Source organism: Burkholderia sp. Bp9143 (genome assembly GCF_003853645.1).
In the GTDB taxonomy this organism is placed as follows: Bacteria; Pseudomonadota; Gammaproteobacteria; order Burkholderiales; family Burkholderiaceae; genus Burkholderia.
Genome location: NZ_QTPO01000013.1, coordinates 63,462 through 89,883, shown reverse-complemented (window position 1 = coordinate 89,883; position 26,422 = coordinate 63,462). Strand labels below are relative to the sequence as shown.

The following is a 26,422-nucleotide window of genomic DNA, read 5'->3' as shown; positions in this document are numbered from 1 at the left end:
GTCGCACTCACACCCGCCGCATCGTTGCACGTTGCGCTGGCTAGAGCCCCCAGATGTCGCGCGCATATTCTCGGATCGTGTGGTCGCTGGAAAACTGCCCGAGCCGTGCAATATTCGCGACGACGCGCCGCATCCACGTGGACGTCTCGCCGAAATCGGCCGCGGCGCGCGCGTGGGTCTTCGCGTAAGCATCGAAGTCGGCCAGATGGAAGTAGTAGTCGCCGCCCGCGACGAGGCTGTCGAAGATCGGCCGGAACCGGTCGTCGCCATTGCCGAAACGGCCGGCCAGCATCGCATCGAGCACGCGTTTGATTGACGGGTCGGCTTCGTAGCGCGCGCGCGCAATATAGGAGCCGCTCGTACGCGCCGCTTCGACTTCGGCGGCCGTAAGCCCGAAAGCATAGAAGTTCTCCTCGCCGACTGCGTCGCGGATCTCGATGTTCGCGCCGTCCAGCGTGCCGATCGTCAGCGCGCCGTTCATCGCGAGCTTCATGTTGCCCGTCCCGGATGCCTCCATCCCCGCCGTCGAAATCTGCTCGGATAGGTCGGCGGCCGGAATGATGCGCTCCGCGAGCGACACCTTGTAGTCGGGAACGAATGCGACGCGCAGACGCTCCCGCACGCGCGGATCGCGATCGATGTGATCGGCGACCGTGGCGATCAGATGGATGATCAGCTTCGCCATCGCGTAACCGGGCGCCGCCTTGCCCGCGAATACGACGACCCGGGGCGTGATGTCGCCGCCATCCTCGACCAGATGCAGGTACAAGTGCATCACGTGCACGATGTTCAGCAATTGCCGCTTGTATTCATGAATGCGCTTGACCTGCACATCGAACAGCGCGTCGGCGTCCACGTTCATCCGCAGTCGTTCTTGAATCAGCGCGGCGAGCCATTGCTTGTTGCGGCGCTTGATCTGCTTCAGCCGCGCATGCACTGCGCCGTCGTCCAAATAGCGTTCGAGGCCGCGCAGACGGTCGAGCTCCATGATCCAGCCGTCGCTGCCGAGCAGTTCCGAGAACAGCGACGCGAGTTCCGGATTCGACTGCACGATCCAGCGGCGTACGCTCACGCCGTTCGTCTTGTTGTTGAAGCGCTGCGGATACAGCGCGTGGAAATCCGGCACAAGCTGCGAGCAGACCAGCTTCGAATGCAGTTCAGCGACACCGTTGACCGAATGGCTGCCGACGATTGCGAGATGTGCCATGCGCACGCGGCGCGGCTCGTGCTCGTCGATCAGCGACATGTGCCGGAGCCGGCCGACGTCGTCCGGCCATCGGGCATCGACTTCGTCGAGAAAGCGCCGGTTGATCTCGTAGATGATCTGCATATGGCGCGGCAAGACCCGCTCGACCAGCGCGACCGGCCAGGTTTCGAGCGCCTCCGGCAGTAACGTGTGATTCGTATACGCGCACACGGCGCGCGTGATGTCCCAGCTCGTCTCCCAGTCGACGCGATGCTCGTCGACGAGCATCCGCATCAGCTCGGCGACGGCCAGCGCCGGATGCGTGTCGTTCATCTGGATCGCGACGCGTTCCGGCAGGCGCTCGATCGGCAGCCGCGTTTTCGCGAACGTGTCCATGATGTCGCGCAGCGAGCAGGCGACCAGGAAATACTCCTGCACGAGCCGCAGCTCCTTGCCCGCGTAGTTGTCGTCGGCCGGGTAGAGCACCTTCGACACTGTTTCGGACGCGATCTTGTCCTCGACCGCGCGCACGTAGTCGCCGCTGTTGAAGATGCGCATGTCGAACGTGTCCGACGCGCGCGCCGCATACAGGCGCAGCGCGTTGACGGTGTCGCCGTCGTAGCCGGGCACGAGCATGTCGTGCGGCACGCCGGCGATCATCTTCCAGTCGAGCCACATCGGATTGTATTGGCCGTCGGCGTCGCGCTCGTGCTCGATCCGGCCATACAGCGGGATATAACGGGTTTCGTCGGCGCGCTCGACCAGCCACGGCGACGATTCGCCGTGCCACTGGTCCGGGCGCTCGGTCTGTTCGAGATTGTCGATCTGCTGGCGGAACAGCCCGTATTCGTACTTGATGCCGCGGCCGAAGCCGGCATGGCCAAGCGACGCCAGCGACTCGACGAAGCACGCGGCCAGCCTGCCGAGCCCGCCATTGCCGAGTGCCGCGTCGTACTCGGCCTGAACGACGACCTGCAGCTCGACGTCGAGCGCTTCGAGCGCCGCGCGCGCGGTGTCTTCCAGGCCGAGCGCGATCAGGTTGCTCCGCAGCGACTGGCCCATCAGGAATTCCATCGACAGGTAATACACGCGCTTGTTCCGGTTCGCGACATAGCGGGCCTCGGTGTCGAGCCAGCGATCGATCAGCCGCTTTTGCACGGCGCCCGCGAGTGCATGGAACAGGTCGGACGGCGACGCCTGCGCGGGCGCCTTGCCGAAACTGTAGCGAAGCTCGGCGACGATCGCATCGCGCAGTGCGTCCGCGTCGGAGCGGCCGGCGGGCCGCGTGCTGTCGCGCATGGTCATGTCTCCCGGAATCGAACTGGAATTTCCAATGAATTCGGACATAATGCCCGTACAAGATTAGGCAATTGATTGCGGCTTAGTCAAACAGGAATTCAAGCCGCGTTCACCGGGAATCGGATTCGATCGCACCCATCGCGGCACACCGCTTCGCCACAGGACGACGCGACATGAAGAATGCCTCGTTTCACGCGCTGGCCGCCGGCAAACCGTATCCGCTCGGCGCGACCTGGGATGGGCTCGGCACGAACTTCGCGGTGTTTTCGGCGCACGCGCAACACATCGATCTGTGCCTGTTCGATCCGGCCGGGCGCAAGGAAATCGCGCGGATGCGCTTGCCCGAGTGCACGCATCACGTGTGGCACGGCTACTTGCCTGACGCGCATCCGGGCCTCCTGTACGGGTTCCGCGCGCACGGGCCTTTTGAGCCGCGCAACGGGCACTACTTCAATCCGCACAAGCTTCTGCTGGATCCGTACGCGAAGCGCCTGCACGGCGGCCTGCACTGGACGGATGCGCTGTATGCGCCCCGGCTCGGCGCGGTGCGCGGCGAATACGCGCTGGACCGGCGCGACAGTGCGCCCGCGATGCCGAAGGCGGTCGTGACCGACGACGCGTTCAACTGGGGCGACGACAAGCGCCCCGACGTGCCGTGGCACCGCACGATGATCTACGAAACCCACCTGCGCGGCTTCAGCCAGCTCAGGTCCGACCTGCATCCGGCGGTACGCGGCACGTTCGCCGCGCTTGCCGCGCCGCAGTCGATCGACCATCTGCTGAAGCTCGGTGTCACGACGATCGAACTGCTGCCGGTCCAGGCGTTCGTGCAGGACCGCGCGCTCGTCGAGCGCGGACTCGTCAATTACTGGGGCTACAGTCCGCTCGCCTACTTCGCGCCCGAGCCGCGCTATCTCGGCACGGGAGGGCCGGACGAGATCCGGCGCACGGTCCGGCGCCTGCATCGGGCAGGCATCGAAGTCGTGCTCGACGTCGTGTACAACCACACCGGCGAAGGCGATGGCCTCGGCCCGTCGTTGTCGTTTCGCGGGCTGGACAACGCGAGCTACTACATGATGACCGACGGCGACGCGCGCCGCTACATCGACGACACGGGATGCGGCAACACACTGAACATCGCGCATCCGCGCGTGATGCAACTCGTGCTGGATTCGCTGCGCTACTGGGCCGAATCCTTTCATGTCGACGGCTTTCGCTTCGATCTGGGCACGACGCTCGGCCGCGAGGCCCGCCGCTTCGAGCGGGGCGCCGGATTTTTCGACGCGTTGCAGCAGGACCCGGTGCTAAACCGGCTCAAGCTGATCACGGAGCCATGGGATCTCGGCCCCAACGGCTATCAGCTCGGCAATCATCCGCCACTGTTCGCCGAGTGGAACGACCGCTTCCGCGACAGCGTGCGGCGCTTCTGGCGCGGCGACGCGGGCGAACGGCCCGAATTCGCGCGCCGCATCTGCGGCTCGGCCGACTTCTTCGACCGTGACGGACGGCGCCCGTGGGCGTCGATCCAGTTCGTCGCCGCGCACGACGGCTTTACGCTGCACGATCTGACGAGCTATACGGAGAAGCACAACAACGCGAACGGCGAGGGCAACCGCGACGGTGCAGACAACAATTGCAGCGCCAACTGGGGCGTCGAAGGGGCGAGCGGCGATCCTGCCGTGGAGGCGCTGCGCGAACGGGTCCGGCGCGCGATGCTCGCGACGCTGTATCTGTCGAACGGCACGCCGATGCTGCTGTCCGGCGACGAATGGGGCAACAGCCAGTCGGGCAACAACAACGCGTATTGCCAGGACAACGCGCTCGCGTGGCTCGACTGGGCCGAGTGCGACACGCCGCGCGGCGCGGCGATGCTGGATTTCTGCGCGCGCCTCGCGCGGCTCAGGCGCGGCTACCGGGTGTTTCAGCAGCCGCATTTCCCGCATGGGCGCAACGAATGGCTGCCGGGCGTGCGGGACGTCGACTGGTTCGACGCCGACGGCCGGCCGATGTCGAACGCCGCGTGGGAAGACCCGCGGCAAAGCGTGCTCGCGGTGCGGCGCGCGGCGCCCGCATGGCCCGATCGCCGGCACGGCGCGCATGCCGGTCCGACCGTGGACGTCGCGCTGCTGCTGATCAACGGCGGCGCCGACGACAGGCGTTTCGTACCGCCGGCACCCGCGTTGCGCTGGCACATCATGCTCGACTCCGCACATCCGGACGTGCCGGAGCGGGGCCTGCATGACGGCGACGCCGTCGATGTGAGCGCACGCAGCATGGTTGTGCTGCTCAGCGCGGCCATTCCGGTGTCCGGGCGTTGAACCGTCGCGCCATGCCGGCCGCACACGCCATTCACCAGCCGTGCGACCAGACGATCGACACGCTGCCCGCGCGGAACGTGCCCGTGCCGGCCGTGCGTGAACGCCATGGGAAACGATTGCCGGAATAGTTGCTGTACTGGATCGAGATAGTGTCGGAGCGCCAGTCGTAATAGCCAAAGCCGTATACGAAATCGGGATCCCACGGCTGCTGCTGCGACGGGCGGAGGTAATGGTAAGCCGTGAAGGTTGCGTACCACTTTTCCCGGAACGTATAGCGGCAGCCGAGACCGACGTTCGTCTTGTTGTCACGCACGTCGTTTTGCACGTCGGTGTAGCGCGGCACGAGCGTGAACGACGCCGAGCACATCAGGTCGTCGCCGAAGCCGGTCAGGAAGATCGGCTTCAGCAGGTCGGGCAGCGGGAACTTGTAGGCGAGCGTGATGCCGCCTTGCTCTATCCGGCTATGCGCGACGCCGTTGCCGGCCGAAAAGCGGTTGCCGGTGTAGTTGCCATAGACGAGGCTGAGCGTGTAAGGGTGCCAGTCGTCGTATCCGAACGAGTAGGTGAAGTCCGGATCCCAGCTTTGCTGCAAGCCCGGCCGCAGGTAGCGATAGGCGGTGAACGTCGCGAACCAGTACGACATCGGGTTGTAGCGAATGCCGAGTTGCAGCGTCGATTCGTTTGCCCGGTCGCCTTGCGCGCCGGCGCCGACCATGCTCTTCCGGTTCGGTTGCAGCGCTTGCGTGATCCCTGCGTTGATCGACAGGCCGGATAGCCAACTGCCCGTGCCATCAGCCGCATTCGGCGCGACGAGCTGATGCCATGGCGTCGAGAACGAACTCGCGAGACCGTCGAGCACTTCGTTGCGCGTCTCCGTCTGCGCGGCCGCGCGATCGATCCACGATCCCGCGCACATCAACGGGACGGCGATGCAGGCGAGGAGATGGCGATCGCGCCGCCGACATGAAAGGCGCGCGGCTAATGTGGGTTTTATCGACAAGGCTGGTCACCGGGTGCATTTCAGTTGCTGACGCGACGCCGTCCTGTCGCTCGCGCGCGTCGCGTTCAGTCTATCCGCGCGTCATTGCACACGCAATTCGGCGGCCAATGTCGAGGTCGAAGCCTTGATAAAAGTGATCACTTCATCTTAAATTGACCAGGCGCGGCAATTCCGGCATTTCGAATGCGGCACCGGATTGGTGCATCGAAAGCCGACGTTAAAATTCATCGCATGCAAGCCTCTGAATGTCACCGCGTTTCATGGGGTGGATTTGGCGGATAAAGACTAACGCTGAATTTGGCGGATAAAGACTAACGTTGAGTTTGACGGATAAAGACTAATGCTGGATTTGGCGGATAAAGACTAACGTAGAATTTGGCGGATAAAGACTAATGCCGGGTTTGGCGGAAAAAGACTAATCACGTAACCGGTCGTCGCGCGCATTCCATCGATCCCGGGATGCAGCGTGCGTGACGAATTACACGGATGCTCACCCGAACGGGGGCTGGAATCCGGATTTTCAGCGGAGCGAGCGATGCTTGCCGAATTCGACCGCATGACGGGGTTGCCCGACTGGTGGCAGGCCGAACGCGCGCGCATAGCCGCGCCAACCGGTCGCACGTTCGCGATCGTGCTGGCGGGGGGGCGTGGCACCCGGCTCAAGCAACTGACCGAGCGACGCGCGAAACCGGCGATGTTCTTCGGCGGCCGGTTTCGCATCATCGATTTCACGCTGTCCAACTGCGTCAATTCCGGTATTCGCCGGATCGGCGTCGTCAGCCAGTACAACACGCATTCGCTGCTTCGGCACGTGCAGGGCAGCCTGGGCTTCCTGTGCGCCGATCGCAACGAGACAGTGGACGTGATGCCGTCGCCGGCGCGGCTGCGCGACGAGCTGCCGTATCGCGGGACAGCCGACGCCATCTATCGCAACATGGGCGCGATCCAGGCGACGCAAGCCGATTACGTGCTCGTGCTCGCCGGCGACCACGTGTACAAGATGGACTATTCGGTGATGCTGCGTGATCACGTCGACGGGCGCGCATCCTGCACGATCGGCTGCGTCCTGGTGCCGCGGCGCGACGCGAACGGCTACGGCGTGATGGCGATCGACGCGCGGCGCAACGTGATCGAGTTCGCGGAGAAGCCCGCGAATCCGGCGCCCATGCCCGATGACGCCGAGTCGTCGCTCGTCAGCATGGGCATCTACGTGTTCGACGCGCACTATCTTTGCCGGCTGCTGGCCGAGGACGCCGCGAATCCCGCGTCGAGTCACGATTTCGGCCACGACGTGATACCGCGCATCGTCGCTGACGGGCAGGCGCGTGCGCATCCGTTCTCGATGTCCTGCATCGATGCGGCGCCGGCCGCCGAGAGCTACTGGCGTGACGTCGGCACGGTCGATGCATTCTGGGCCGCCAATCTCGAGCTGGCCTCGGGCGAGGCCGGCTTCGATATCGATAGCGTGCGCTGGCCGATCTGGACACGCAGCCTGCGTCGGCCGCCGCCGCAAATCGTCCTGGGCCGGCTCGGCGATATTGTCGACACGATCGTGTCGGACGGCTCGGTCGTGTCGGCGTCGACGCTCAGGCGTTCCTTGCTGTTTCCGGGCGTGCGGGTCAGCGCGTCGTGCCGCGTCGACGAAGCGGTGCTGCTGCCCGACACGAAGGTCGGGCGCGGTTGCCGGCTGAGGAAGGTCGTCGTCGACCGGGGCTGCGTGCTGCCCGACAAGCTTGTGATCGGGGAGGATCCGGCGCTCGACGCGCAACGCTTCGAACGAACCGCGAATGGCGTGGTGCTCGTGACGCGCGCGATGCTCGAACGGCTTCAGTCATGATTGAATTGCGATTTTTCTTGTATCGCCGATTGACATTCGCCGGTATTTTTCGCGGAAACGCACGGTAAAAATCGGCAAAATTACTATTGCCAGTTTTACTTTCCGGACTTGATATACCTGCGCTGGTTCGGTTAAATTGCGAAACACCGAACGCTGAAAGCGCGAGCGCATTTTTTCGCATCGGCGATCGTAGTGAGGGCTTTGTCTTCATATCGACCATGGCCATGCAACCGATACTCGTCGTCGACGATTCCGCCAGTTACAGACTATTGTTGCGCAGGACGCTCGGGAAACTCGGCTTCGAGATCGTTGAAGCCGAGGATGGCTGGCGAGCGCTGCAATTGCTACGCGTGCGCGAGGAAATCGCGATGGTCGTATGCGACTGGGAAATGCCCGAACTCGACGGTCCCGGCCTGTGCCGAGCGATTCGCGAGGAAACGCTCGGCAGGTACATCTACATGATTCTGCTGACCGCGCGCGACGACTCGGAAGCGCTGATCGACGGGATGGATGCCGGCGCCGACGACTTCCTGACCAAGCCGGTCGACATCAATGAACTGCGCGTGCGCTTGCGTGCGGGGCAGCGCGTGATCGATCTCGAAGCCGCGCTCGCCGAGCGCAACCGCCATCTCGACACGGCTTACCGCCAGATGCGCGGCGATCTGCAGGCCGCCGCGGCCGTGCAGACGTCGATGCTGCCCGCACCCCGGCTGCGGATCGACGACGTCGAATGCGAATGGCTGTTCGCGCCATCCGCGTACCTGTCCGGCGACATGCTGAACGTCAAGGCCATGGACGACACACACGTGATGTTCTGCGCGATCGACGTGGCCGGGCACGGCGTGCAGGCCGCAATGCTGTCGGTGATCGTGAACCGCCTGCTCGCGCGCGGCGCCGAGACGCTCGGCGCGGCTGGCGAGCAGTCTCCCGCGTCGGTCGTCGAGGAGATGAACCGGCAGTTCCTCGAAGAAGCGGTCGATGCATCGTATTTCACGATGGTGTACGGGATTCTCGACACGCGCACGGGCGAGGGTCGCCTCACCCAGGCCGGCCACTCGTACCCGCTGCTCGTTACGGCGGCCGGGGACGCGTCGCGGCTCGGAAGCGGTGGATTCCCGGTCGGCCTGCTCCCCGGCTGCGAGTACGACGACGTGTCGTTCACGTTGCGTCCCGCCGAGCGTCTCTTTCTCTATTCGGATGGCGTCACCGAATGTGCGGCGCCCGACGGCGAACTGTTCGGCGACGAGCGGCTGCGCGAGTTCCTGTCTGCGCGCGCCCGGATGCCGTTGAGACAGACACTGGATGCATTGAAGTCGGAGCTGCATTCATGGCGCGGCGCGGACCGGAGCACGTTCGATGACGACGTGTCGGTGCTGGCGCTGGGACGTCTGTCGCGTTGATCGATTCACTTCCTTGATCGGAACACTGGAGGAAACCATGCTGACCGAAACGAGCAATTCAGGCGATATCAAGGTGATCAAGGTGCTACCGCAACGTTTCGATGCGTCGGTGGCGCCGCTTATCCGCGATGAGCTCGTGTCGCTCGCGAGGCAGGGCGTCGCGAAACTCGTCCTCGATCTGCAATGCGTGAAGTTTGTCGACAGTAGCGGGCTCGGCGCGATGGTGTCGGGCTTCAAGGCCTTGGGAGGCAAGGGCGACATCGTGCTGTGCGGCGTCGCGGACGGCGTGAAGAGCATGCTGCAGTTGACGCGGATGGATCGCGTGTTCGCGGTTGTTCCCGACACCGCCGCGGCATGTGCGCACCTGCAAGCCTGAGCGGCCGGCCGCCCCGTCGCGGGAATGGCCGATGACACACCGGCGTGAACGTCCGGACCAGCCCGTGCCGCATTCGCGCGCACGCTTTCCGGCACGGCTCGACGCGCTCGCGGACATCGGCGACTGGCTGCGCGGGGCCTGCGAGCCCTGCGGTGAATCGGGCGCGTGGCTCGACATGTTCGAGCTGGCGGTGATCGAAGCATCGTCGAACGTCATCCGGCATGGAGCGGCCGCGACGGCACGTGCGGCGCAGGCGCCCGACGACCCGGTGATCGCGCTGACGCTACGTCGCGGCACGCGCGCGCTGACGCTCGACCTGTTCGACGGCGGCAAACCTGTGCCGCAGGGCCTGTTCGATGCGCGCATGGGGCTGCCGTCATTCGACCCGGAGGACATCGACACATTGCCAGAAGGCGGCATGGGCCTCGGCATCATGTACGCATCGGTCGATTACGTCGAGCATCGCAGGCGGCTCGGCATCAATCGTCTTCGGCTCGTCAAGCACCGGGGGTAGAAGATGACGCGCGTCGCGAAACGAGCCGCCGTCGTCTTTCTGCTCGCGTGGCAGTGTGCGGCGCTCGCGATTCCGCTGCAGGTCGCGCGCGACGATGCAGGCGCCGTCTCGCTCGCGGGGATGTGGCGGGTGCGCGACGCCGGCGACGCGCCGGCCGACGCGTGGCGCGCGAGCCTCGACGATCGCCGCTGGCGACGGCTGCGCGTGCCGGCGAACTGGTACGCGGCGGGCCTCGATCATCAGGGCTCGTTGTGGTATCGCACGACATTCGCACTGCCGCGCGGCGGTGCCGACCGGATGGCAACGATGGTGTTCGACGGCGTTGATTACGAAGCGGACGTATGGCTCAACGATCGCTATCTCGGCAGCCACGAGGGCTATTTCGCGCCGTTCGCGTTCGATGCCACCGACGCGCTGCGCGACGGGAAAAACCGTGTCGCCGTGCTCGTGCGAAGCCCGAACGAGCGGCCGGGCGCCGAGTGGTCGCTGCGCAAGCGGCTCATCAAGGGCGTATTGGACAATCATGACACGCGGCCGGGCGGTGCGTGGTCCGCGCATGGACAGGACGCGAACTCGGGCGGCATCTGGGCGCCCGCCTATTTGCGCGTGAGCCGGGGCGCGGCGATCGATGCGGTGAAGATCGACACGACGCCGGACGAACGCGATGCGTCGCATGCGACGCTCGCGCTCGAAATCGATGCGCGCGCGTTGCGCGACACCGACGCGACCTTGCGCGTGCAGGTAAGCCCGGCGAATTTCAGCGGACGAAACTATACGTTCGAGCAGAGCGTCGCGCTCGCGACGGGCGCGAATCGCCTGACGATCCGGCGCGAGCTGGATGACGTCGCGCTGTGGTGGCCTGCCGGTGACGGCTTTCCGGCGCTGTACCGGGTGGTCGTCACGCTAGCCGACGCGCGCGGCACGATGGACGTCGCGCAACGCCGCACCGGCGTGCGTTCGATCCGCTTCGACAGCGCGCAGTCGTGCTGGACGATCAACGGAAGGCGCGTGTTCCTGCGCGGCACCAACTATATCGGAAGCCCGTGGCTATCGCAGATGAATGCCGCGTCCTACGCGCGCGATCTCGACCTGATGCTCGCCGCGCACATCAACGCGATCCGCGTGCATGCGCATGTCGCGGGCCCGCCGCTCTACGACGTGGCCGACGAGAAAGGCTTGCTCGTCTGGCAGGATTTTCCGCTGCAGTGGGGTTACGACGATTCGGCTGGTTTCGCGGAGAAGGCGGCCGGGCAGGCGCGCAACATGGTCGCGTTGCTCGGGCATCACCCGTCGATCATCGCATGGTCCGGCCAGAACGAGCCGCCGTGGGACGCCGAGTGGATGAAGTATCGCTATCCCGACTGGAACCCCGCGCAGAACCGCCTGCTATCCGCCTCGGTGGGGGCTGCGTTGCGCGAGGACACGACCCGTCACGCGGACGACGCTTCGCTGACCGGCCAGCATTTCTGGCTCGGCTGGTACTGGGGCAAGTGGACCGACCCGATTCCCGCGATGAGCCAGTCGAACATTACCGAGTTCGGTGCGCAGGCGCTGCCCGACGTGGCCACGCTTCGCCATATCGTCAGCGCGCGCAACCGCTGGCCGGCCAGCACGGCGGCGAGCGACCCCGGATGGGCGCAATGGGAGTATCACGACTTCCAGCGCCATGAAACCTTCGAGCTTGCGGGCATCGATCGCGGCCGCGACCTCGATGCGTTCGTTGCGAACTCGCAGCGCTATCAGGCGCGGCTGGTGCAGCGGATCGCGGAGACCTTGCGCCGCCGGCGCTACCAGCCGGTCGCGGCGATCTTCCAGTTCATGTTCGTCGAAGGATGGCCGTCGATCGACTGGGGCGTCGTCGATTACCTGCGCCGTCCGAAACGCGGGTATGCGGCGCTCGCGTGCGCGTATCAACCGGTGCTGCCGTCGATCGAATGGACGCGCGCGACGTATGTGCCCGGCGAAGCGTTCGACGGTACGCTTTGGGCGATCAACGATACGTGGAGCGCGTACGCGAGCAGCGTCATCGAATGGAAAGTGGATACGGGGGGAGCAACCGTTGCCGCCGGGCGCACGGTGTTCGACATGGCGGCCGACAGCGGCCGTCCGGTGACGCAAGTGCGGGTGCCGCAGCTCGCGGCCGGCGCCTACGCGCTCGAAGCGACGATCCGCGACGCGGGCGGGCGCGTGCTCGGCACCAACCGGTTCGACTTCGACGTGCGAGCGCTGCCATGAGTGCGGCTCGCCGCGCCTGGCTCGCGCTCCCGGCGCTCTCCGCGGCCGTGCTGTTAGGTTGCACGTCCGGCGCGCGCAGCGAAACGTTGCTCGCGGCGCCATTGGCCGAAGGCTTCGCGGTCGTTCAGGCCGGCTATCTGCCGGGCCTCGCGCAGTCGGCGGCCGTCATCGGGCTCGCGCCGGGCACGAGCGTGCGCCTGACCGACGCCGAAGGGCGCGTGCTGCGCACCTGGCCGCATTTGCCGGGCCGTCTCGATCCGGACAGTGGTCTTGTCGTGACGATGCTCGCATTGCCGCCGCTGGGCGCCGGACGCTACCGGCTGTCGGCGCAAGGCGTGCCGGGCGCCACGTTCGTGGTCGCCGCCGACGCGCTGAGCCGCGTGCAACGATCGTTGCTGCGCGCGTACTACCTGCAACGCTGCGGCGTTGCGCTCGATGATCCCGAGACCGGGCTGAAGCATCCCGCCGATCATCTCGCCGACGGTGTACTCGCGCATCCCGATGCGGCCGGTCCGGATGCGGGCGACATGCATGCGGACGTCCGGATCGCTGCGACGGGCGGCTGGCACGACGCCGGCGATTTCGGCAAGTATGTGGCGACGACGGCCGTCACGGCGGGGCGTCTCGTGTCGCTATACCTCGACGCGCCGGCACGCTTCCCGGATGGGCAGACGCATATCCCCGAAAGCGGCAACGGCGTGCCCGACATCCTCGACGAAGTGCGGGTCGGGCTCGACTGGATGCTGGCGATGCAGCGCGCGGACGGCGCGCTGTACCGCAAGCTGTCCGGCGCGAACTGGCCCGGCCCGATATCGCCGGATCAGGACACGCAGACGCGCTACGTGTACGGCGTGTCGAGTGCCGACACCGCGAAAGCCGCTGCCGCGTTCGCGCTCGCATCGCGCGCGTGGACCCACATCGACGCCGACGCGGCCGCGCGGTATCGGGAGGCGGCGACCCGCGCATGGGCGTGGCTGCGGACCGTGCGCGCGCCGCTGTTCGTCGACGCGCATCCCGGCGACGACAGCGGATCCGGCCCGTATGTTTGGTCCACCGTCGACCCCGAACCGAGCCTGCTGACCGACGTCGACGACCGGATCTGGGCCGCGGCCGAGCTGTGGCTCGCGACTGGGGACCAGCAATATCTGAATTTCGTCGAGCGGCATCCCGAGTGGACCGGCCGCATCGCGATCTTCGAATGGAAAAATCCGGCGGCGCTCGGGCTCTTGCATCTGCTCGACGCGCGCGGCGCGCGTGCGATTCCCGCGACGCTGCACTCGCGCATCGCGCACGCGCTCCAGCGCGCGGCGGACGAAGCCTATCGCGATGCGCGCGGCAGCGGCTTTGGCCTCGCCAACCGGCGTTTCGTCTGGGGTTCCAACAAGATGGATGCGGAGCAGGGCGTGCTGCTCGCCGAAGCGGCACGCCAAGGCGGCGATCCACGCTACCTGCGCGCGGCGCTCGCGCAACTCGATTTCCTGCTGGGCGTCAATCCGTTCGGCATGTCGTTCGTGACCGGCATCGGCGAGCGCTCGGTGCGGCACCCCGCGCACCTGTACGGGCGCGCGGCGGGCGAGACGATACCGGGGCTGTTCGTCGGCGGCCCGAACGACGCCGCGCAGGATCACGTGGCGCCGCGCGGCAAGCGGCTCCTGAGTTATGTGGACGACGACCGCGCCTATTCGGTCAACGAATTCGCGATCGACTACAACGCGTCACTGCTGGCGTTGATCGGTGCGCTCGAGCGCAACGGCGTCGGCGCCAACCCGGACTAGCGACCATGGCCTTCTATTTCGACTCCTTCGAACATCGCAAGCCGCCCGAGCCGCTGCCTCATTCCCCGGCGATCGAGAGCGTGTGGCAATTCTTCGCGGTGCTCGCACTCGTGTTCGGCGCGAACTATCTCGTGTGGCGCTGGAGCGCATCGCTGAACCACGACGCGATGTGGTTCGCGGTGCCGCTCGTGATGGCGGAGACGCTTGCGTACATCGGGCTCGCGCTGTTCGTGTTCAATTTGTGGCGCGTCGACGACTATCCGCGGCGAGCGCCGCCGCAATGGGCGTCCGAGTACGTCGAAACGCCGTCCGACGCGACGCACCGCCCGCCAAAGGTCGACCTGTTCATCGCGACGTACAACGAAGACGTCGAGCTGGTGCGGCTGTCGATCCGCGCGGCGCTGGCCGTCGCGTACCCGCATCCGATCGACTACCGCGTGCACGTGCTCGACGACGGGCGGCGTCCGGCCATGCGCGCGGTCGCAGCCGAGGAGGGCGCGCATTACCTCTCGCGCGACAACAACGTCGGCTTCAAGGCCGGCAACCTGCGCCACGCGATGGATCTGACCGACGGGGACTTCATCGTGATCTGCGATGCGGATACGCGCGTGTTTCCGACGATCCTCGAGCACACGCTCGGCTATTTCCGCGATCCGAAGGTCGCGTGGGTGCAGACGCCGCAGTGGTTCTTCGATCTCCCCGAAGGCGAAACACTCGACGCATGGGCCGGGCGCCGTCTCGGCACGACCGCGCGCGTGCTCGCCCGCGGCGTGCAGCGGTTGGTCGGCCCGATCCAGATCGGCGCTGACCCGTTCGTCAGCGATCCGCAGATGTTCTACGACGTGATCCAGCGCCGCCGCAATCGCACGAACGCCGCGTTCTGCTGCGGCGCCGCGTCGATCCATCGGCGTGAAGCGGTGATGGAAGCCGCGCTGCGCGCATACGGACTCGCGGTCGACCGGGAAGCGACGCGGCTTGCGAGCGAAGTGGCGGATCCGGCGCTGCGCGCGGATCTCGAACGGGAACTGCGCCGCCAGGCCGCGACCCATTCGGAGATGACGCCATACAAGTTCCATGTGTCCGAGGACATCTACACGTCGATCGTGCTGCACTCGGATCGCACGCGCGGCTGGAAATCCGTGCTGCATCCGCAAGTCGAATCGAAGATGCTGTCGCCGCAGGATCTGCTCACGTGGACGATCCAGCGCTACAAGTACGCAGGCGGCACGCTCGACATCGCGCTGCACGACAACCCGCTGCTGCGCCCGGGCCTGACGTTCGCGCAGAAACTGATGTATCTCAGCACGTTCTGGTCGTATTTCGGCTGCGTGTGGAACTTGATGTTCCTGATCGCGCCGATCGTCTACCTGCTGACGAACATCTCACCGGTCCAGACCTACAGCGGCCCGTTCTACTGGCATTTTCTGCCGTTCATCATCTGCACCGAGCTCGCGTTCATGTTCGGCGCATGGGGGATACCGGGATGGGCCGCGAAGTCGTCCTATCTCGCGTTTTTTCCGGTGAGCCTGCGCGCGCTGCGCGCGGTGCTGAACGGCGAGACGATCAAGTTTCCGGTGACGCCGAAGGACCGGCAGGAAGGCAGTTTCCTGCATCTGGTGATGCCGCAGATCGCGATCGCGGCGCTGACCGCGTTCGCGCTCGCATGCGCAACGGTGCGCTGGGCGATGGGCGCGAACGTGGATCCCGCGTCGATCGTCGTCAATCTGGTCTGGGGCGCGAACAATATTCTCGCGATGCTGCCGGTGGTCTTCGCGGCGTTCTGGCGTCCGCCCGACGAAGCGCAATCGCAGGATGCGGGAGCAGCGAGTGAAACGGAACAGGATGCGGCGTCCGGCTGGCGCGTGCCGTCCGGAACGGGAGGCAGTCGATGAGCTTCAAGGAGAACCTCGTCCGGGCGCGCAGCCATCTCGTGCTCATCGCCGCGATCCTCGTCTCGTTCGCGGCCGTGGTGGCGATCGAGCGCAACAGTCCCGCCGTGTCATCGGCCGCCGCGGCGCCGTCGATACCGATCACGCGTAGTGCCGATTCGCCCGCGTTGCCCGCGCCGCGCCCGCTGACCGCCGACGAGCGCACGACGGCGCGCATCGCATGGCGATATTTCGCGACCAATACGCAGGCGTCCACCGGGCTCGTCAATTCTGTCGACGGCTTTCCGTCGTCGACGATGTGGGACACGGCGTCGTACTTGCTTGCGCTGATCTCGGCGGAACGGCTCGGCGTCATCGACACCGACGAATTCGATCGCCGGACGTCCGCCGCGCTCGACGCGCTGGCGCGCATTCCGCTGTTCAACGGCCAGTTGCCGAACAAGTCGTACGACACGCGCACGCTCGACATGGTCGATTACACGAACAAGAAGGCGGAAGGCGGAATCGGCTGGTCGGCCATCGACATCGGACGTCTCGCGGTGCCGTTCAACATCCTCGCATGGCGCTATCCGCGCTTTACCGACGCGCTCGACAAGGTCACCCGGCGCTGGTCGCTGCCGGCGCTGGCGCGCGACGGCGAACTGATCGGCGCGTCGCGCGCGGCCGACAAGGTGGTGCTTCAGCAGGAAGGCCGGCTCGGCTACGAGCAGTACGCGGCGCGCACGCTGCTGCTTACCGGCGTCGATTGCGCGCAGGCGGCCACGTGGTCGCCTCATCTCGGCTTCGTCGATATCTACGACGTGACGATTCCGACCGATACGCGTGATCCCGCACGGTATGGCGCGCAGAACTACGTGCTGAGCGAGCCTTACATGCTTCAGGGTCTTGAGTTCGGCCTCGACGGCAACACCCTGGAATTTGCATGGCGGCTGTTGAAGGTGCAGCGCGCGCGCTACGGTGCGACCGGACAGCTCACGGCCGTCACCGAGGACCATCTCGACCGTCCGCCGTACTTCGCTTACAACACGGTCTATTCGGCCGGCAAGTCGTGGGCGACCGTCACCGATACGGGCGCCGACGCGTCGGCATTGCGTTCGGTGTCGACGAAGGCCGCGTTCGCGTGGCACGCCCTGTTTCGCGACGACTATACGGCCAGGCTCGTCGCTTACGTGCGCACCGCGAATGAGCCGGACAAGGGCTGGTACGCGGGCGTGTACGAGAAGAGCGGGCAGCCGAACGCCGCGCTGAACGCGAACACGAACGCGGTAATACTCGAAAGCCTCGCGTATATCGAACGCGGGCCACTGCTGCGCAATTGAACGGGCGTGAGGAGGGACCATGGGAAAACTGTTGCGCCACGTCTGGTTCGTCTTGCTGCTGGCGTGCGCGGGATGCGCGCACCCGGGCGGCGAGATCGGCGAGCGGGCCGGAGCCATTCCGGCCGCGTCGTACCCGGCGCGGCACGGCCCGCTCGACGCGCGCGAAATGCAGATGGCGCGTCAGGCGTGGGTGTATTTCGAGAACAATTACCAGCCGGCGACCGGGTTCGTGAACGCGGGCGACAATTATCCGTCGACGACGATGTGGGACACCGCGTCGTACCTCGGCGCACTCGTCGCCGCGCGCAACCTCGACCTGATCGACAAGCGCGAGTTCGACGACCGTCTCGGCGCCTTGCTCAGGACGCTGAATTCGCTCGATCTGTTTCGCGGCGAACTGCCCAACACTGTGTACAACACGCAGACCGCGCAGAAGGTCAACTATGCGAACCAGCCCGGCGAAATCGGTTACTCGGCGGTGGATCTCGGGCGGCTGCTGATCTGGCTCAAGATCATCGAGCAGCGTTACCCGGAGCATGCGAACGCGATCGATCACGCGGTGTTGCGCTGGAATTTCGCGCATGTCGTGGATGCGTGTGGCACGATGTACGGCGCGAAGCTCGGGGCAGACAAGCAGGTTCAGTACGTGCAGGAAGGCCGGCTCGGCTACGAGGAGTACGCGGCGAGCGGCTTCCGGCTATGGGGCTTCTCGACCTGCCTCGCGTCGCGTCCCGAGCCTTATTCGCTCGTGCCGATCTATTGCGTCGATGTCCCGTACGACTCGCGCGATCCTCGCGCGCTCTCCCAGCACAACTACGTGGTCAGCGAATCGTACGTGCTCTACGGCCTCGAGCTCGGCTGGGCCGACACGATCGACCGCACGGCCGCGACGCAGGCGGAGCTGTCCCGCGACACGTGGATCGCGAATTTCGCGCGGCGGATCTATCAGGCGCAGGAAAACCGCTTTGTCGAGACAGGCATCCTGACGGCGCGAAGCGAACATCAGCTCGACGTTGCGCCGTACTTCGTCTACGACACGATCTACTCGGACGGGTACGCGTGGAACACGATCACGGAGAAGGGCGAGTACGTCCCGCAGTTCGCGGCGATCTCGACGAAGGCGGCCGTCGGCATGTGGGTGCTCTGGCAATCCCCGTATACGGACCGGCTCGCCGACGCGGTGTGGGGCCAGTATCAGCCGGCGAAGGGCTACTACGAAGGCGTGCTCGAAAACGGCGCGGGCCCGATCAAGACGTTCACGGCCAATAACAATGGCATCATGCTGGAAGCGTTGATGTTCAAGGCGAAAGGGCGTTTGCTCGCATTCGACGATCGGGCGCCGCAACCGGGCGGGCGGCAGCCGAGCCTGTGGGAACGCACGCTGACCAATCCGTACGATCTGGAGAACGCACCCAGGAATCGCCCGCGGGCCGTGGTTCGAGGCCCGGCCGGATGCAGCGGGGCCACGGTTCCGTTCGCCGTTTCCGCATGCTCGCAATCCTGTCAATGCTCAACATGCCAAGACAACGCTCTGTTCGTGTTACCTGCGTACTCGCAATGTCACTGACGCTCGCGTGCAGCGGTTGCGGCATCGTGGCGAGAACGGTGATCGACGGCTACGAGAAACTGAATGCCGGCGCGCTGACCAATCCCGGGCGCATCGGCCCGCTGACGGATACCGAACGAATCTGGGCGCGCGCCGCGTGGCGCTACGTGACGAACAACACCGCACCGACGGGCCTCGTCAATTCCGCGGACGGCTATCCGGCGACGACGATGTGGCAGATTGGCGACTATCTCGCCGCGCTCGTCGCCGCGCGTGAAATGAAGCTGATCGAACGTAACGAGTTCGATCGCCGGCTCTCGGACGTGCTGCGCTTCCTCGGCCAGATGCCGCTATTGCCGGACGGCCTGCCGAACCGCGTATACAACACGCAAACGGGCGCGATGTCGGACTACGCGAATCGGCCCGGCACGATCGGCACGTCGGCGTTGGACGTCGGACGCGTGCTGGTGTGGCTGCATGCGATCGGCGCCCGCTATCCCGAGTACGGCGAATACGTGGACCGCGCGGTGCTGCGCTGGAATCTGTGTGAACTGGTCGGCGACGACGGCACGCTGTATGCGACGCGCATCGACGCTCGGCAGACCGTGCGCGTCGCCGAGATCCGGCCCGGCTACGACGCGTATGCGAGCACCGGCTTCCGCCTGTGGGGCGTGCGGGTGTCCGATGCCGCCGCGGCGCCGCTCGCGCAAGCCTACGCGAACGGCGTGCGCATCTATTTCGACGCGCGGGATCCGCGCCAGACCGGCGCGACCAACGCGCTCGTCAGCGCGCCGTGGCTGCTGTCCGGCATCGAATTCGGCTGGCGCGGGACGCAGCGCGCCGACGCGAGCGGGCGGACGGACAGCGCCGCGCAAGCCGACGCGGTCTATCGAGCGCAGGAAGCGCGATGGCGCAAGGACAGGATCCTGACGGCCCGCACCGATCATCAGGTCGATCAGCCGCCGTACTTCGTGCACGATTCGGTGTTCGCGAACGGCTATGCGTGGAACACGGTCGGCGACGACGGCCGCGCCTATCCGCAACTCGCGCTCGTCGCTACGCGCGCGGCGTTCGGCATGTGGGTGCTGTGGGACACTGCGTATACGACTTATCTGATGCGAAGCGTCGATGCGCTATACGACGCGGATCGCGGCTGGTTCGAAGGACGCTACGAGGCGACCGGCGGATCCGACCGCACCCTCACGCTGTCGACCAACGCCACCGTACTGGAAGCGTTGCTTTACAAGTCGAGCGGCCGGCTCGTGCCCAACACGCGGGCCGACGGCTATTTCTCCGCCCGCATGAAGGATGTATTCGCTCACCCGGCAACGTGCCTGTCGACCGCCGCCAGCGTCGAGCCCGGCCCGCAATGAATGCGTGACGGACGGATGCGCGTCGGGCAATATGGCGCAATGCCGCCATCCGGTCCGGTGAGCTGTGTTACAAGCTGGATACGAGCATCGGAACCAGGCGCGACGCATCCGGGAGAACGCCGTGACGAACTACGAAGAAATATTTCTGGAGAGCTATCACCGCCTGACGGGCAACGACAACGGCGAGCGCTTTTTCGACCGCTTTTACGAGATTTTCCTGAACTCGTCGGAGCAGATACGCGAGAAATTCGCGAATACGGAAATGACGCGCCAGAAGGCGTTGATGCGCAAATCCTTCTTCCATCTGCTGAACCTGTATCACACGAAGGTGACGTCGGACTATCTCGAACGGATCGCAAGCGAACACGGTCCGTCGAAGCTGGCGATCCCCGAGCAGATGTTCAATGCGTGGCGAGCGGCGATCCTCGCGACGGTGCGCGAGCTGGACGAGCGCCATTACGATACGCGGGTCGAGATCGCGTGGGCGATGACGATCGCGCCCGGCCTCGAATTCATGCGCCAGATGTCGGCGCACAACGCGTCCGACGAGCCGTTACCGGAGCCACCTGCGCCCGGGGCCGTACCGGGCCATCAGCCATAAGGCCGCGATCGCGCCGAGATGAATCGCCGTTCCCTCGATCCATCTCGGTGGCCGCAGCCCGAACGGCAGTATCTGGCTCGCGATCAGCACGAGCACGACTTGCCCGACGAAGCAGTACAGTGCAGTTCGGCCGATCGGCACCAGCAGCCATCCGGCGACGGGCCGGATACGCCGCCACTGGCTGCGCAGCACCGCGTGGAGCACGACCAGCAGACACAGATCGTCGATCAGGCGCAGCGGTCCAAGCGCGTTCTTCTGTGCGTAGCCGAGATAGAGCGAATCGATCGCGCCGTGCGGCAGCGCCTGCAACTTGGCCCACGCCGGGGTGAACGGATCGAGGTGCCCCTGCGCGAGGACGAACATGACGATGGCGCCGGTCGTGCATACGGCATATAGCAGGAAGCGTCTGAAGCGGGACGCGAACAGCAGAGACGCCTCGTTGGAGAACCAGCCGACGAACATCCCGGCGACGAACGGAAATTGCCACGCGGCAACTGGAAACGCATTCTCGAACTGCATGTCCGACAAGTGGATCGGCACGAACAGATGCCACACGTACAGCGCACAGCTTGCCGACAACGCCAGCAACGCGGACGGCAAGCGGCGGAACGCGAACAGCAGCAGCGGGACGAAGAAAATCAGCAACACGACATAGAGGCCGAGCACCTGTGCCTGATGCGGGCCGCCGCGCAACAGCAGCACGGTGTTGAACCAGTCCTCCAGGCGGGCGCCCTCGATGGGATAAAGCGGATAGACGGTCGCCGTTGCCTCGTCGACGAAATGCGTGAGCGACGTGGTTTTCACGAAGCCGACGGGCTGAAGGACGATCGGGATCAGGATCAGCGCGACGTTGACGAGATAGAGTTTCACGCCTCTCGCCACCGATTTCCATGCGGTCGTCGTCCAGCCGACATGCGCGAGCCGGGAGCGGCCGACCTTGCCGAGCACGAGCCCGGACAGGATGACAAACCATTCGGCCGCCGTCACGAAACCGAGTCGCTCCGTCGTGAGCAGGCTGAACGCGGAAAAATACTCGATATGCACGACCGTCATGAACACGACGGCCATGCCGCGCAGAAAATCGATCGCTTCGTCGCGTTCAGTCTGGGCGTAGGCGAGGGCGGTCGTGCGCGTGTACAACGCGTTCAATGAGTTCAGCGAGTTCATCAGGAGGCTCCCAGCACGTCGGTGCGTACCGCATCTACCAGATCCGTGAACAGCGCGATCGTTTCGCGGGCCGCCGCCAGCGCCGTTTCCTGCTCGCCATTCTTTGCCGCGCGCTCGAGTTGCACCGTCGCGTCGGACAGCGGCGCGCTCGCGAACGTGCCGGCGTCGCCCTTGAGCTTGTGCGCGACGCGAGCGAGCCTTTCCAGATCCGGGCCGGCGAGCGCGCCGTCGATCTCCGCGTGCTGTTGTCGCGCCTCGTCGACCAGCAAATGCGCCAGTTCGCGGAACAACTGCTCATCGCCGCCGATACGGGACAGGGCCAGATCGCGGTCGAACAACGGTGTGCGTTCCGCGATCGGCGTGGGCACCGGCTCGCGTCCCGGCGTCGCGGGTCCGGACGCGCTCGCTTCGGTCGCCACGCGGCCGGCGGTGCACTCGGCCGCCGCTGGCCGCGCCGCGACGCGCTCGATCTCCCGTACCAGCGTGCCGGTTTCAATCGGCTTCGACACATAGCCGTCCATACCCGCTGCATAGCACTTCTCGCGATCGCCTTGCATCGCGTGCGCGGTCATCGCGATCACCGGAACATGCGCTTTCGCGGTGCGGCGCTCGCGCTCGCGCAGTTCGCGCGTCGCTTCGAGGCCGTCCATCACCGGCATCTGGATGTCCATCAGCACGACGTCGAACGGCTGCGTGTCGATCCAATCGAGCGCCTCGACACCGTTCGACGCGAGACGCACGTCGTGACCGAGCTTTTCGAGCAAGCGCCGCGCGAGCCGCTGATTGATCGGATTGTCTTCGACCAGTAGTACCGTGTATCGGGGCGACGGCGACTGCGCGGCATCGTCGTCGCGTCGATCCGGCGCGATCTCCGGCGCGTGCGGTGCGAAGAACAATTCGCCCAGCAGCTTCACGAGCAGATTGAAGATCTCCGATTGATCGACCGGCTTCGTCATGAAGCCGGCGATGCCGGCCTGCCGGAGCGTCGAGGTATCCAGCCGGCTCGATAGCGAACTGATTACGACCACCATCGTGCCGCGCAACGCCGGATCCGCGGCGATTTCCAGCGCGAGCGAGTAATCGTCGCAATCGGGAAGTTGCCCGTCGACGAGTGCGACGACATAGGGCTCGCGCCGTTTCGCCTGCGCGTACAACGTCTGCATCGCGCTTTGCGTGTCGCTCACGCAGGTCGGCTGCGCGCCGAAATTGCACAGCATGTCGTGCATCAGCCGCAAATTGGTGTGATTGTCGTCGACGACGAGAATCCGTGCGCCGTTCAGCGCGCGCGGCAGCGCGGGATGCGGCAGGTCCGGGTAACGGCCCAGCGCGAGCGACAGCGTGAAGCTGAACACGCTGCCGGCTCCGAGCGCGCTGCTGACTTCCAGCCGTCCGCCCAGCATCGCGACCAGGCGCGTCGAGATCGCGAGACCGAGACCGGTTCCGCCGTAGCGGCGCGTGGTCGAGCTGTCGGCCTGGGAGAACGCATCGAAGATCCGTTCGAGATGCTCCGGCGCGATACCGACGCCGGTGTCGGCGACCGCGAAGCGCAATGACGCGCTGGACGAATTGAGCTTGACGACGTGAATCGACAGCGTGACTTCACCGGCCGCCGTGAACTTCAGCGCGTTGCCGACGAGATTCGTGAGCACCTGGCGCAAGCGCCCGGCATCGCCGACGAGCGAATCCGGGACGTCGTGCCCGATGTCGCTCAGAATCTCGACCGTCGTCTTGCCGGTCTTGAACGTCGTCGCACGCAGCATTTCCGTGATCATCGTGCGCAGGCTGAAATCCACCGGGTCGAGCGGCATCTTGCCGGCTTCGATCTTCGAGAAATCGAGGATGTCGTTGATGATCGTCAGCAGCGATTGCGCGGACGACAGCACCATGGTCAGATATTCGCGTTGCTCCTCGTTCAGTGGCGTATCGAGGCACAACCGCGTCATCCCGATGATGCCGTTCATCGGCGTGCGGATCTCGTGGCTCATGTTCGCGAGAAACGCCGATTTCGCCGCGCTCGCCGTATCGGCCTGTTCCTTCGCGCGGCGCAGATCGTGCTCGAGTGCGTATTGCACCGAGATGTCGCGGTTGGTGCCGGCCACGCGCACGGTCGAGCCATGCGCGTCACGCTCCGCGAGCGCGTTCGCCTGGATGTGACGGATCTCGCCGTCAGGCCGGATGATCCGGAACGAGCCGAGGCTCGCGTCGCGGTTGCGCGAAATCGCGTCGAGCGCGCCGAACGTCGTGTCGCGATCGTCCGGGTGCAGCAGTCGCTGCCACGCCTGATACGACAGCGTGTCGCCGTCCAGCGCGGCCGGATAGCCGTAGATTTCCGCCATCCTCGCGTTCCATCGAACCGTGCCGCTCGCAACCTCCCACGTCCAGATGCCGAGTTCCGCCGCCTCGGCCGCGAGCAGCACCTGATCGCGGGCCGCCGCGACCTCGCGTTCGGCGGCCTTGCGCTTCGCGATGTCAATCGCGATGCCGAGATAGCCGGCCACGGCGCCGCTGTCGTCGCGCATCGCGGTGACCGCGAGCGACACTGGCACGTACGATCCGTCCTTGCGCACGTAGGTCCATTCGCGCGACTCCGCACCGTCGCGCTCGGGCTTGAGCGTGAATACGCGAAAGCCGCGCACGCTCTCGCCGCACTCCGCGCTCAGCTCGGCTTCGCGCGCCGCGATCTCGTCGGCGTCGTGCAGCGCCAGCGGCGTCGCCCGGCCGACGACCTCGCTCGCGGCGTAGCCAAGCAGGCGCTCGGCGCCGGGATTGAACAGCTTGATCGTGCCGTTGCGGTCGGTCGCGATGACCGAGACTTCGGACGCGGAGCGCAGCACGTTCTCTAACAGCATGTTGAGATCGCGCAATTGCGCGGTGCGTTGCGCGACCTGATCCTCCAGGCTCGTATTGAGCTCGACGATCCGGGCTTCCGCCGCCTTTTGCGACGAGATGTCGCGCATCGTGTTCGAGGCACCGGCCACACGTGCGCCCGCACCGAAGATCGGCGACACGGTCACCGACACGTCGATCCGCGCGCCGTTTTTGCCGCGCCGCGTGGTGGCGAGCGCTGGCACGCGCTGGCCGTTGCCGATCTGGACGAGTATGTCGCGCTGTTCGTCGATCAGTGTGTCCGGCACGATCAGGTCCGCGAGCGGCAGGCCGAGCGCTTCGGCGGCCGTGTAACCGAACAGCCGCGCCGCACCGTCATTCCAGCTCGTCACGACGCCGTCCAGCGTCTGGCCGACGATCGCGTCCGCCGACCCTTCGACGATCGCGGCCAGTTTCGCGCGAGCGGCGTCCGCTTGCCGGCGGCGGCGCGCGCCGATCGCCGCAGCGTACGCGATGGCGGCCGTCAGCGCGCTGATGACCGCCCCCATCAGCATCACCGCTTTCGGCGACGTTTGATGCAAATTCGCGATGAACTCCGGCGAAGCGGCATAGGTGAAGCGCCATGTGCGCCCGTAGACGACACGCTCGATTTGCAGCGGGAAATACCGCGTCGGATCGCGCGAGTCGGCGTGCAGCGTGTAAAAGGGCAATACGCGGCCGTGCACCGTGACATCGTCGAGTTGCAGGTACAACCCCTTCTGCACGATATCGAGCCCGTCGAGCACACGCTCGACCATCAGCCGCGCATACGTCCAGCCGTACGCGGCGGCTTCGCGTTCCGCGGCGGTCCGCGGCAGCGACGCCGTGCGGTAGACGGGCAGCATGAACAGCACGGCCTGACGCTTGTCACCCGCCCGCTGTGCGAACTCGACCGGCGCGCTCAGCGTCGCGTTGCCGGTTTGCATCGCGGATTTCGCCGCCTGCCGGCGATCCTCGTCGGACGCGATGTCGCGCCCGATCGCAACGCGATTGTCCTCTTCCGGCTCGACGTACATCACGACGTCGAGATCGCCGTCGTGATGCGCAAATTGACGAATCTCGAACTCGGGGCCGACATCGGCTTTCGCGCGTGCGACAAATGCCTGCTCGCTACCTTTCGGCACGCGGCGGATGAAGCCGAAGCCGATCGCGCCGGGGAATTCGGTATGGATATCGCGAGTCAGGCTGTAAAGGTGGAAACGCTCGCGGCTGATACCGTTTTCGCCGGCCGTGACGATCGCGCCACGCGCACCGCGAAGCCCGTATTCGTAATGGCGGACTCGCTCGACGATCTCGTCGGTCGCATCGTTCGCGGCCTCCGTCAACGCGGTTTGCGCTTCGCGCGCGTTGGCGCGGTGGAGCGCGTAGCTCCCGGCGACGCTGCCGATCACGCCGATCGCGAGGATCAGCGCGGCCCAGCCGGTCACGCGGGGCAGGTCAGGCGTAAGGTCCAATTTGCAACCCCTTTTAGTTCGCTGGCGCGGATAGGGAGAGCACTTGCACTGCGTCGTCCGGCTTGGAGGCGATCCGCCAGGAATGCCCGCTGGCCGATCCATTAAATGGCATTGCGCAACGCGCAGGGAATTGAACGCCTATCGTAATGGACAATGCAAAACATTTGAATAAGGGTGGGGCCGATCCCGATCAGGAAATTTTGATTTCGTCCGGCTAACCCTATAAAGTAACGTCGCAATGAAGCAACCCGGATATAGGCACATCGCG

General features: G+C 65.6%; 16 protein-coding genes. 12 read left to right on the top strand and 4 right to left on the bottom strand.

Annotated features, from left to right (window positions below):
* Positions 1–40: 40 nt before the first annotated feature.
* Positions 41–2,485 (bottom strand): glycogen/starch/alpha-glucan phosphorylase, encoded by a 2,445-nt coding sequence (locus DIE23_RS12380; protein WP_124612380.1) that lies wholly within the window; start codon positions 2,483–2,485, stop codon positions 41–43.
* Between the two features lie 173 nt (positions 2,486–2,658).
* Here DIE23_RS12380 and glgX point away from each other — a divergent pair, with 173 nt between their 5' ends.
* On the top strand, positions 2,659–4,803 hold the full coding sequence (glgX, locus tag DIE23_RS12375; RefSeq protein ID WP_124612379.1) for a glycogen debranching protein GlgX: 2,145 nt from the start codon (positions 2,659–2,661) through the stop codon (positions 4,801–4,803).
* 31 nt (positions 4,804–4,834) lie between these two features.
* Here the strand turns inward: glgX and DIE23_RS12370 are convergent, their stop codons facing one another.
* A complete protein-coding gene (locus DIE23_RS12370; protein WP_124612378.1) occupies positions 4,835–5,719 on the bottom strand; it encodes a hypothetical protein in 885 nt (294 codons plus the stop codon).
* Between the two features lie 640 nt (positions 5,720–6,359).
* Between DIE23_RS12370 and glgC the strand changes: the two genes are divergently transcribed.
* From glgC to DIE23_RS12315, 11 genes are all read left to right on the top strand, one after another.
* On the top strand, positions 6,360–7,640 hold the full coding sequence (gene glgC, locus DIE23_RS12365) for a glucose-1-phosphate adenylyltransferase (protein WP_124612427.1): 1,281 nt from the start codon (positions 6,360–6,362) through the stop codon (positions 7,638–7,640).
* 224 nt (positions 7,641–7,864) lie between these two features.
* Positions 7,865–9,040, top strand: coding sequence for a PP2C family protein-serine/threonine phosphatase (locus tag DIE23_RS12360; RefSeq protein WP_185646435.1), 1,176 nt, complete (start codon positions 7,865–7,867; stop codon positions 9,038–9,040).
* A 37-nt stretch (positions 9,041–9,077) separates the two neighbouring features.
* Positions 9,078–9,416 (top strand): STAS domain-containing protein, encoded by a 339-nt coding sequence (locus DIE23_RS12355; protein WP_185646434.1) that lies wholly within the window; start codon positions 9,078–9,080, stop codon positions 9,414–9,416.
* Between the two features lie 31 nt (positions 9,417–9,447).
* Entirely contained in the window at positions 9,448–9,930 is a 483-nt protein-coding gene (locus tag DIE23_RS12350) for an ATP-binding protein (RefSeq protein ID WP_124612375.1), read from the top strand.
* Between the two features lie 3 nt (positions 9,931–9,933).
* The gene (locus DIE23_RS12345) at positions 9,934–12,165 is read left to right on the top strand and encodes a glycoside hydrolase family 2 protein (protein WP_124612374.1); all 2,232 of its coding nucleotides are present in this window, start codon (positions 9,934–9,936) and stop codon (positions 12,163–12,165) included.
* On the top strand, positions 12,162–13,940 hold the full coding sequence (locus tag DIE23_RS12340) for a glycoside hydrolase family 9 protein (RefSeq protein WP_185646433.1): 1,779 nt from the start codon (positions 12,162–12,164) through the stop codon (positions 13,938–13,940). The genes DIE23_RS12345 and DIE23_RS12340 overlap by 4 nt, the downstream gene beginning before the upstream one ends.
* A 5-nt stretch (positions 13,941–13,945) precedes the next feature.
* On the top strand, positions 13,946–15,832 hold the full coding sequence (locus DIE23_RS12335; RefSeq protein ID WP_124612372.1) for a glycosyltransferase: 1,887 nt from the start codon (positions 13,946–13,948) through the stop codon (positions 15,830–15,832).
* Complete coding sequence (locus tag DIE23_RS12330) at positions 15,829–17,148, top strand: DUF3131 domain-containing protein (protein WP_124612371.1); 1,320 nt, start codon at positions 15,829–15,831, stop codon at positions 17,146–17,148. Before DIE23_RS12335 ends, DIE23_RS12330 begins: the two co-directional genes overlap by 4 nt.
* Positions 17,149–17,167: 19 nt before the next feature.
* Positions 17,168–18,715: a DUF3131 domain-containing protein gene (locus DIE23_RS12325; RefSeq protein ID WP_124612370.1), complete on the top strand. Its 1,548-nt coding sequence runs from the start codon at positions 17,168–17,170 to the stop codon at positions 18,713–18,715.
* Positions 18,706–20,067, top strand: coding sequence for a DUF3131 domain-containing protein (locus DIE23_RS12320; RefSeq protein WP_185646432.1), 1,362 nt, complete (start codon positions 18,706–18,708; stop codon positions 20,065–20,067). The genes DIE23_RS12325 and DIE23_RS12320 overlap by 10 nt, the downstream gene beginning before the upstream one ends.
* 121 nt (positions 20,068–20,188) lie before the next feature.
* Positions 20,189–20,668: a globin gene (locus DIE23_RS12315; protein ID WP_124612368.1), complete on the top strand. Its 480-nt coding sequence runs from the start codon at positions 20,189–20,191 to the stop codon at positions 20,666–20,668.
* Here DIE23_RS12315 and opgC read toward each other — a convergent pair.
* Together opgC and DIE23_RS12305 are read right to left on the bottom strand one after the other, a co-directional pair.
* On the bottom strand, positions 20,621–21,835 hold the full coding sequence (gene opgC, locus DIE23_RS12310; protein ID WP_124612367.1) for an OpgC domain-containing protein: 1,215 nt from the start codon (positions 21,833–21,835) through the stop codon (positions 20,621–20,623). The two genes, DIE23_RS12315 and opgC, sit on opposite strands and share 48 nt — an antisense overlap.
* Positions 21,835–26,154: a PAS domain S-box protein gene (locus DIE23_RS12305; RefSeq protein ID WP_185646431.1), complete on the bottom strand. Its 4,320-nt coding sequence runs from the start codon at positions 26,152–26,154 to the stop codon at positions 21,835–21,837. Before DIE23_RS12305 ends, opgC begins: the two co-directional genes overlap by 1 nt.
* Positions 26,155–26,422: the final 268 nt, after the last annotated feature.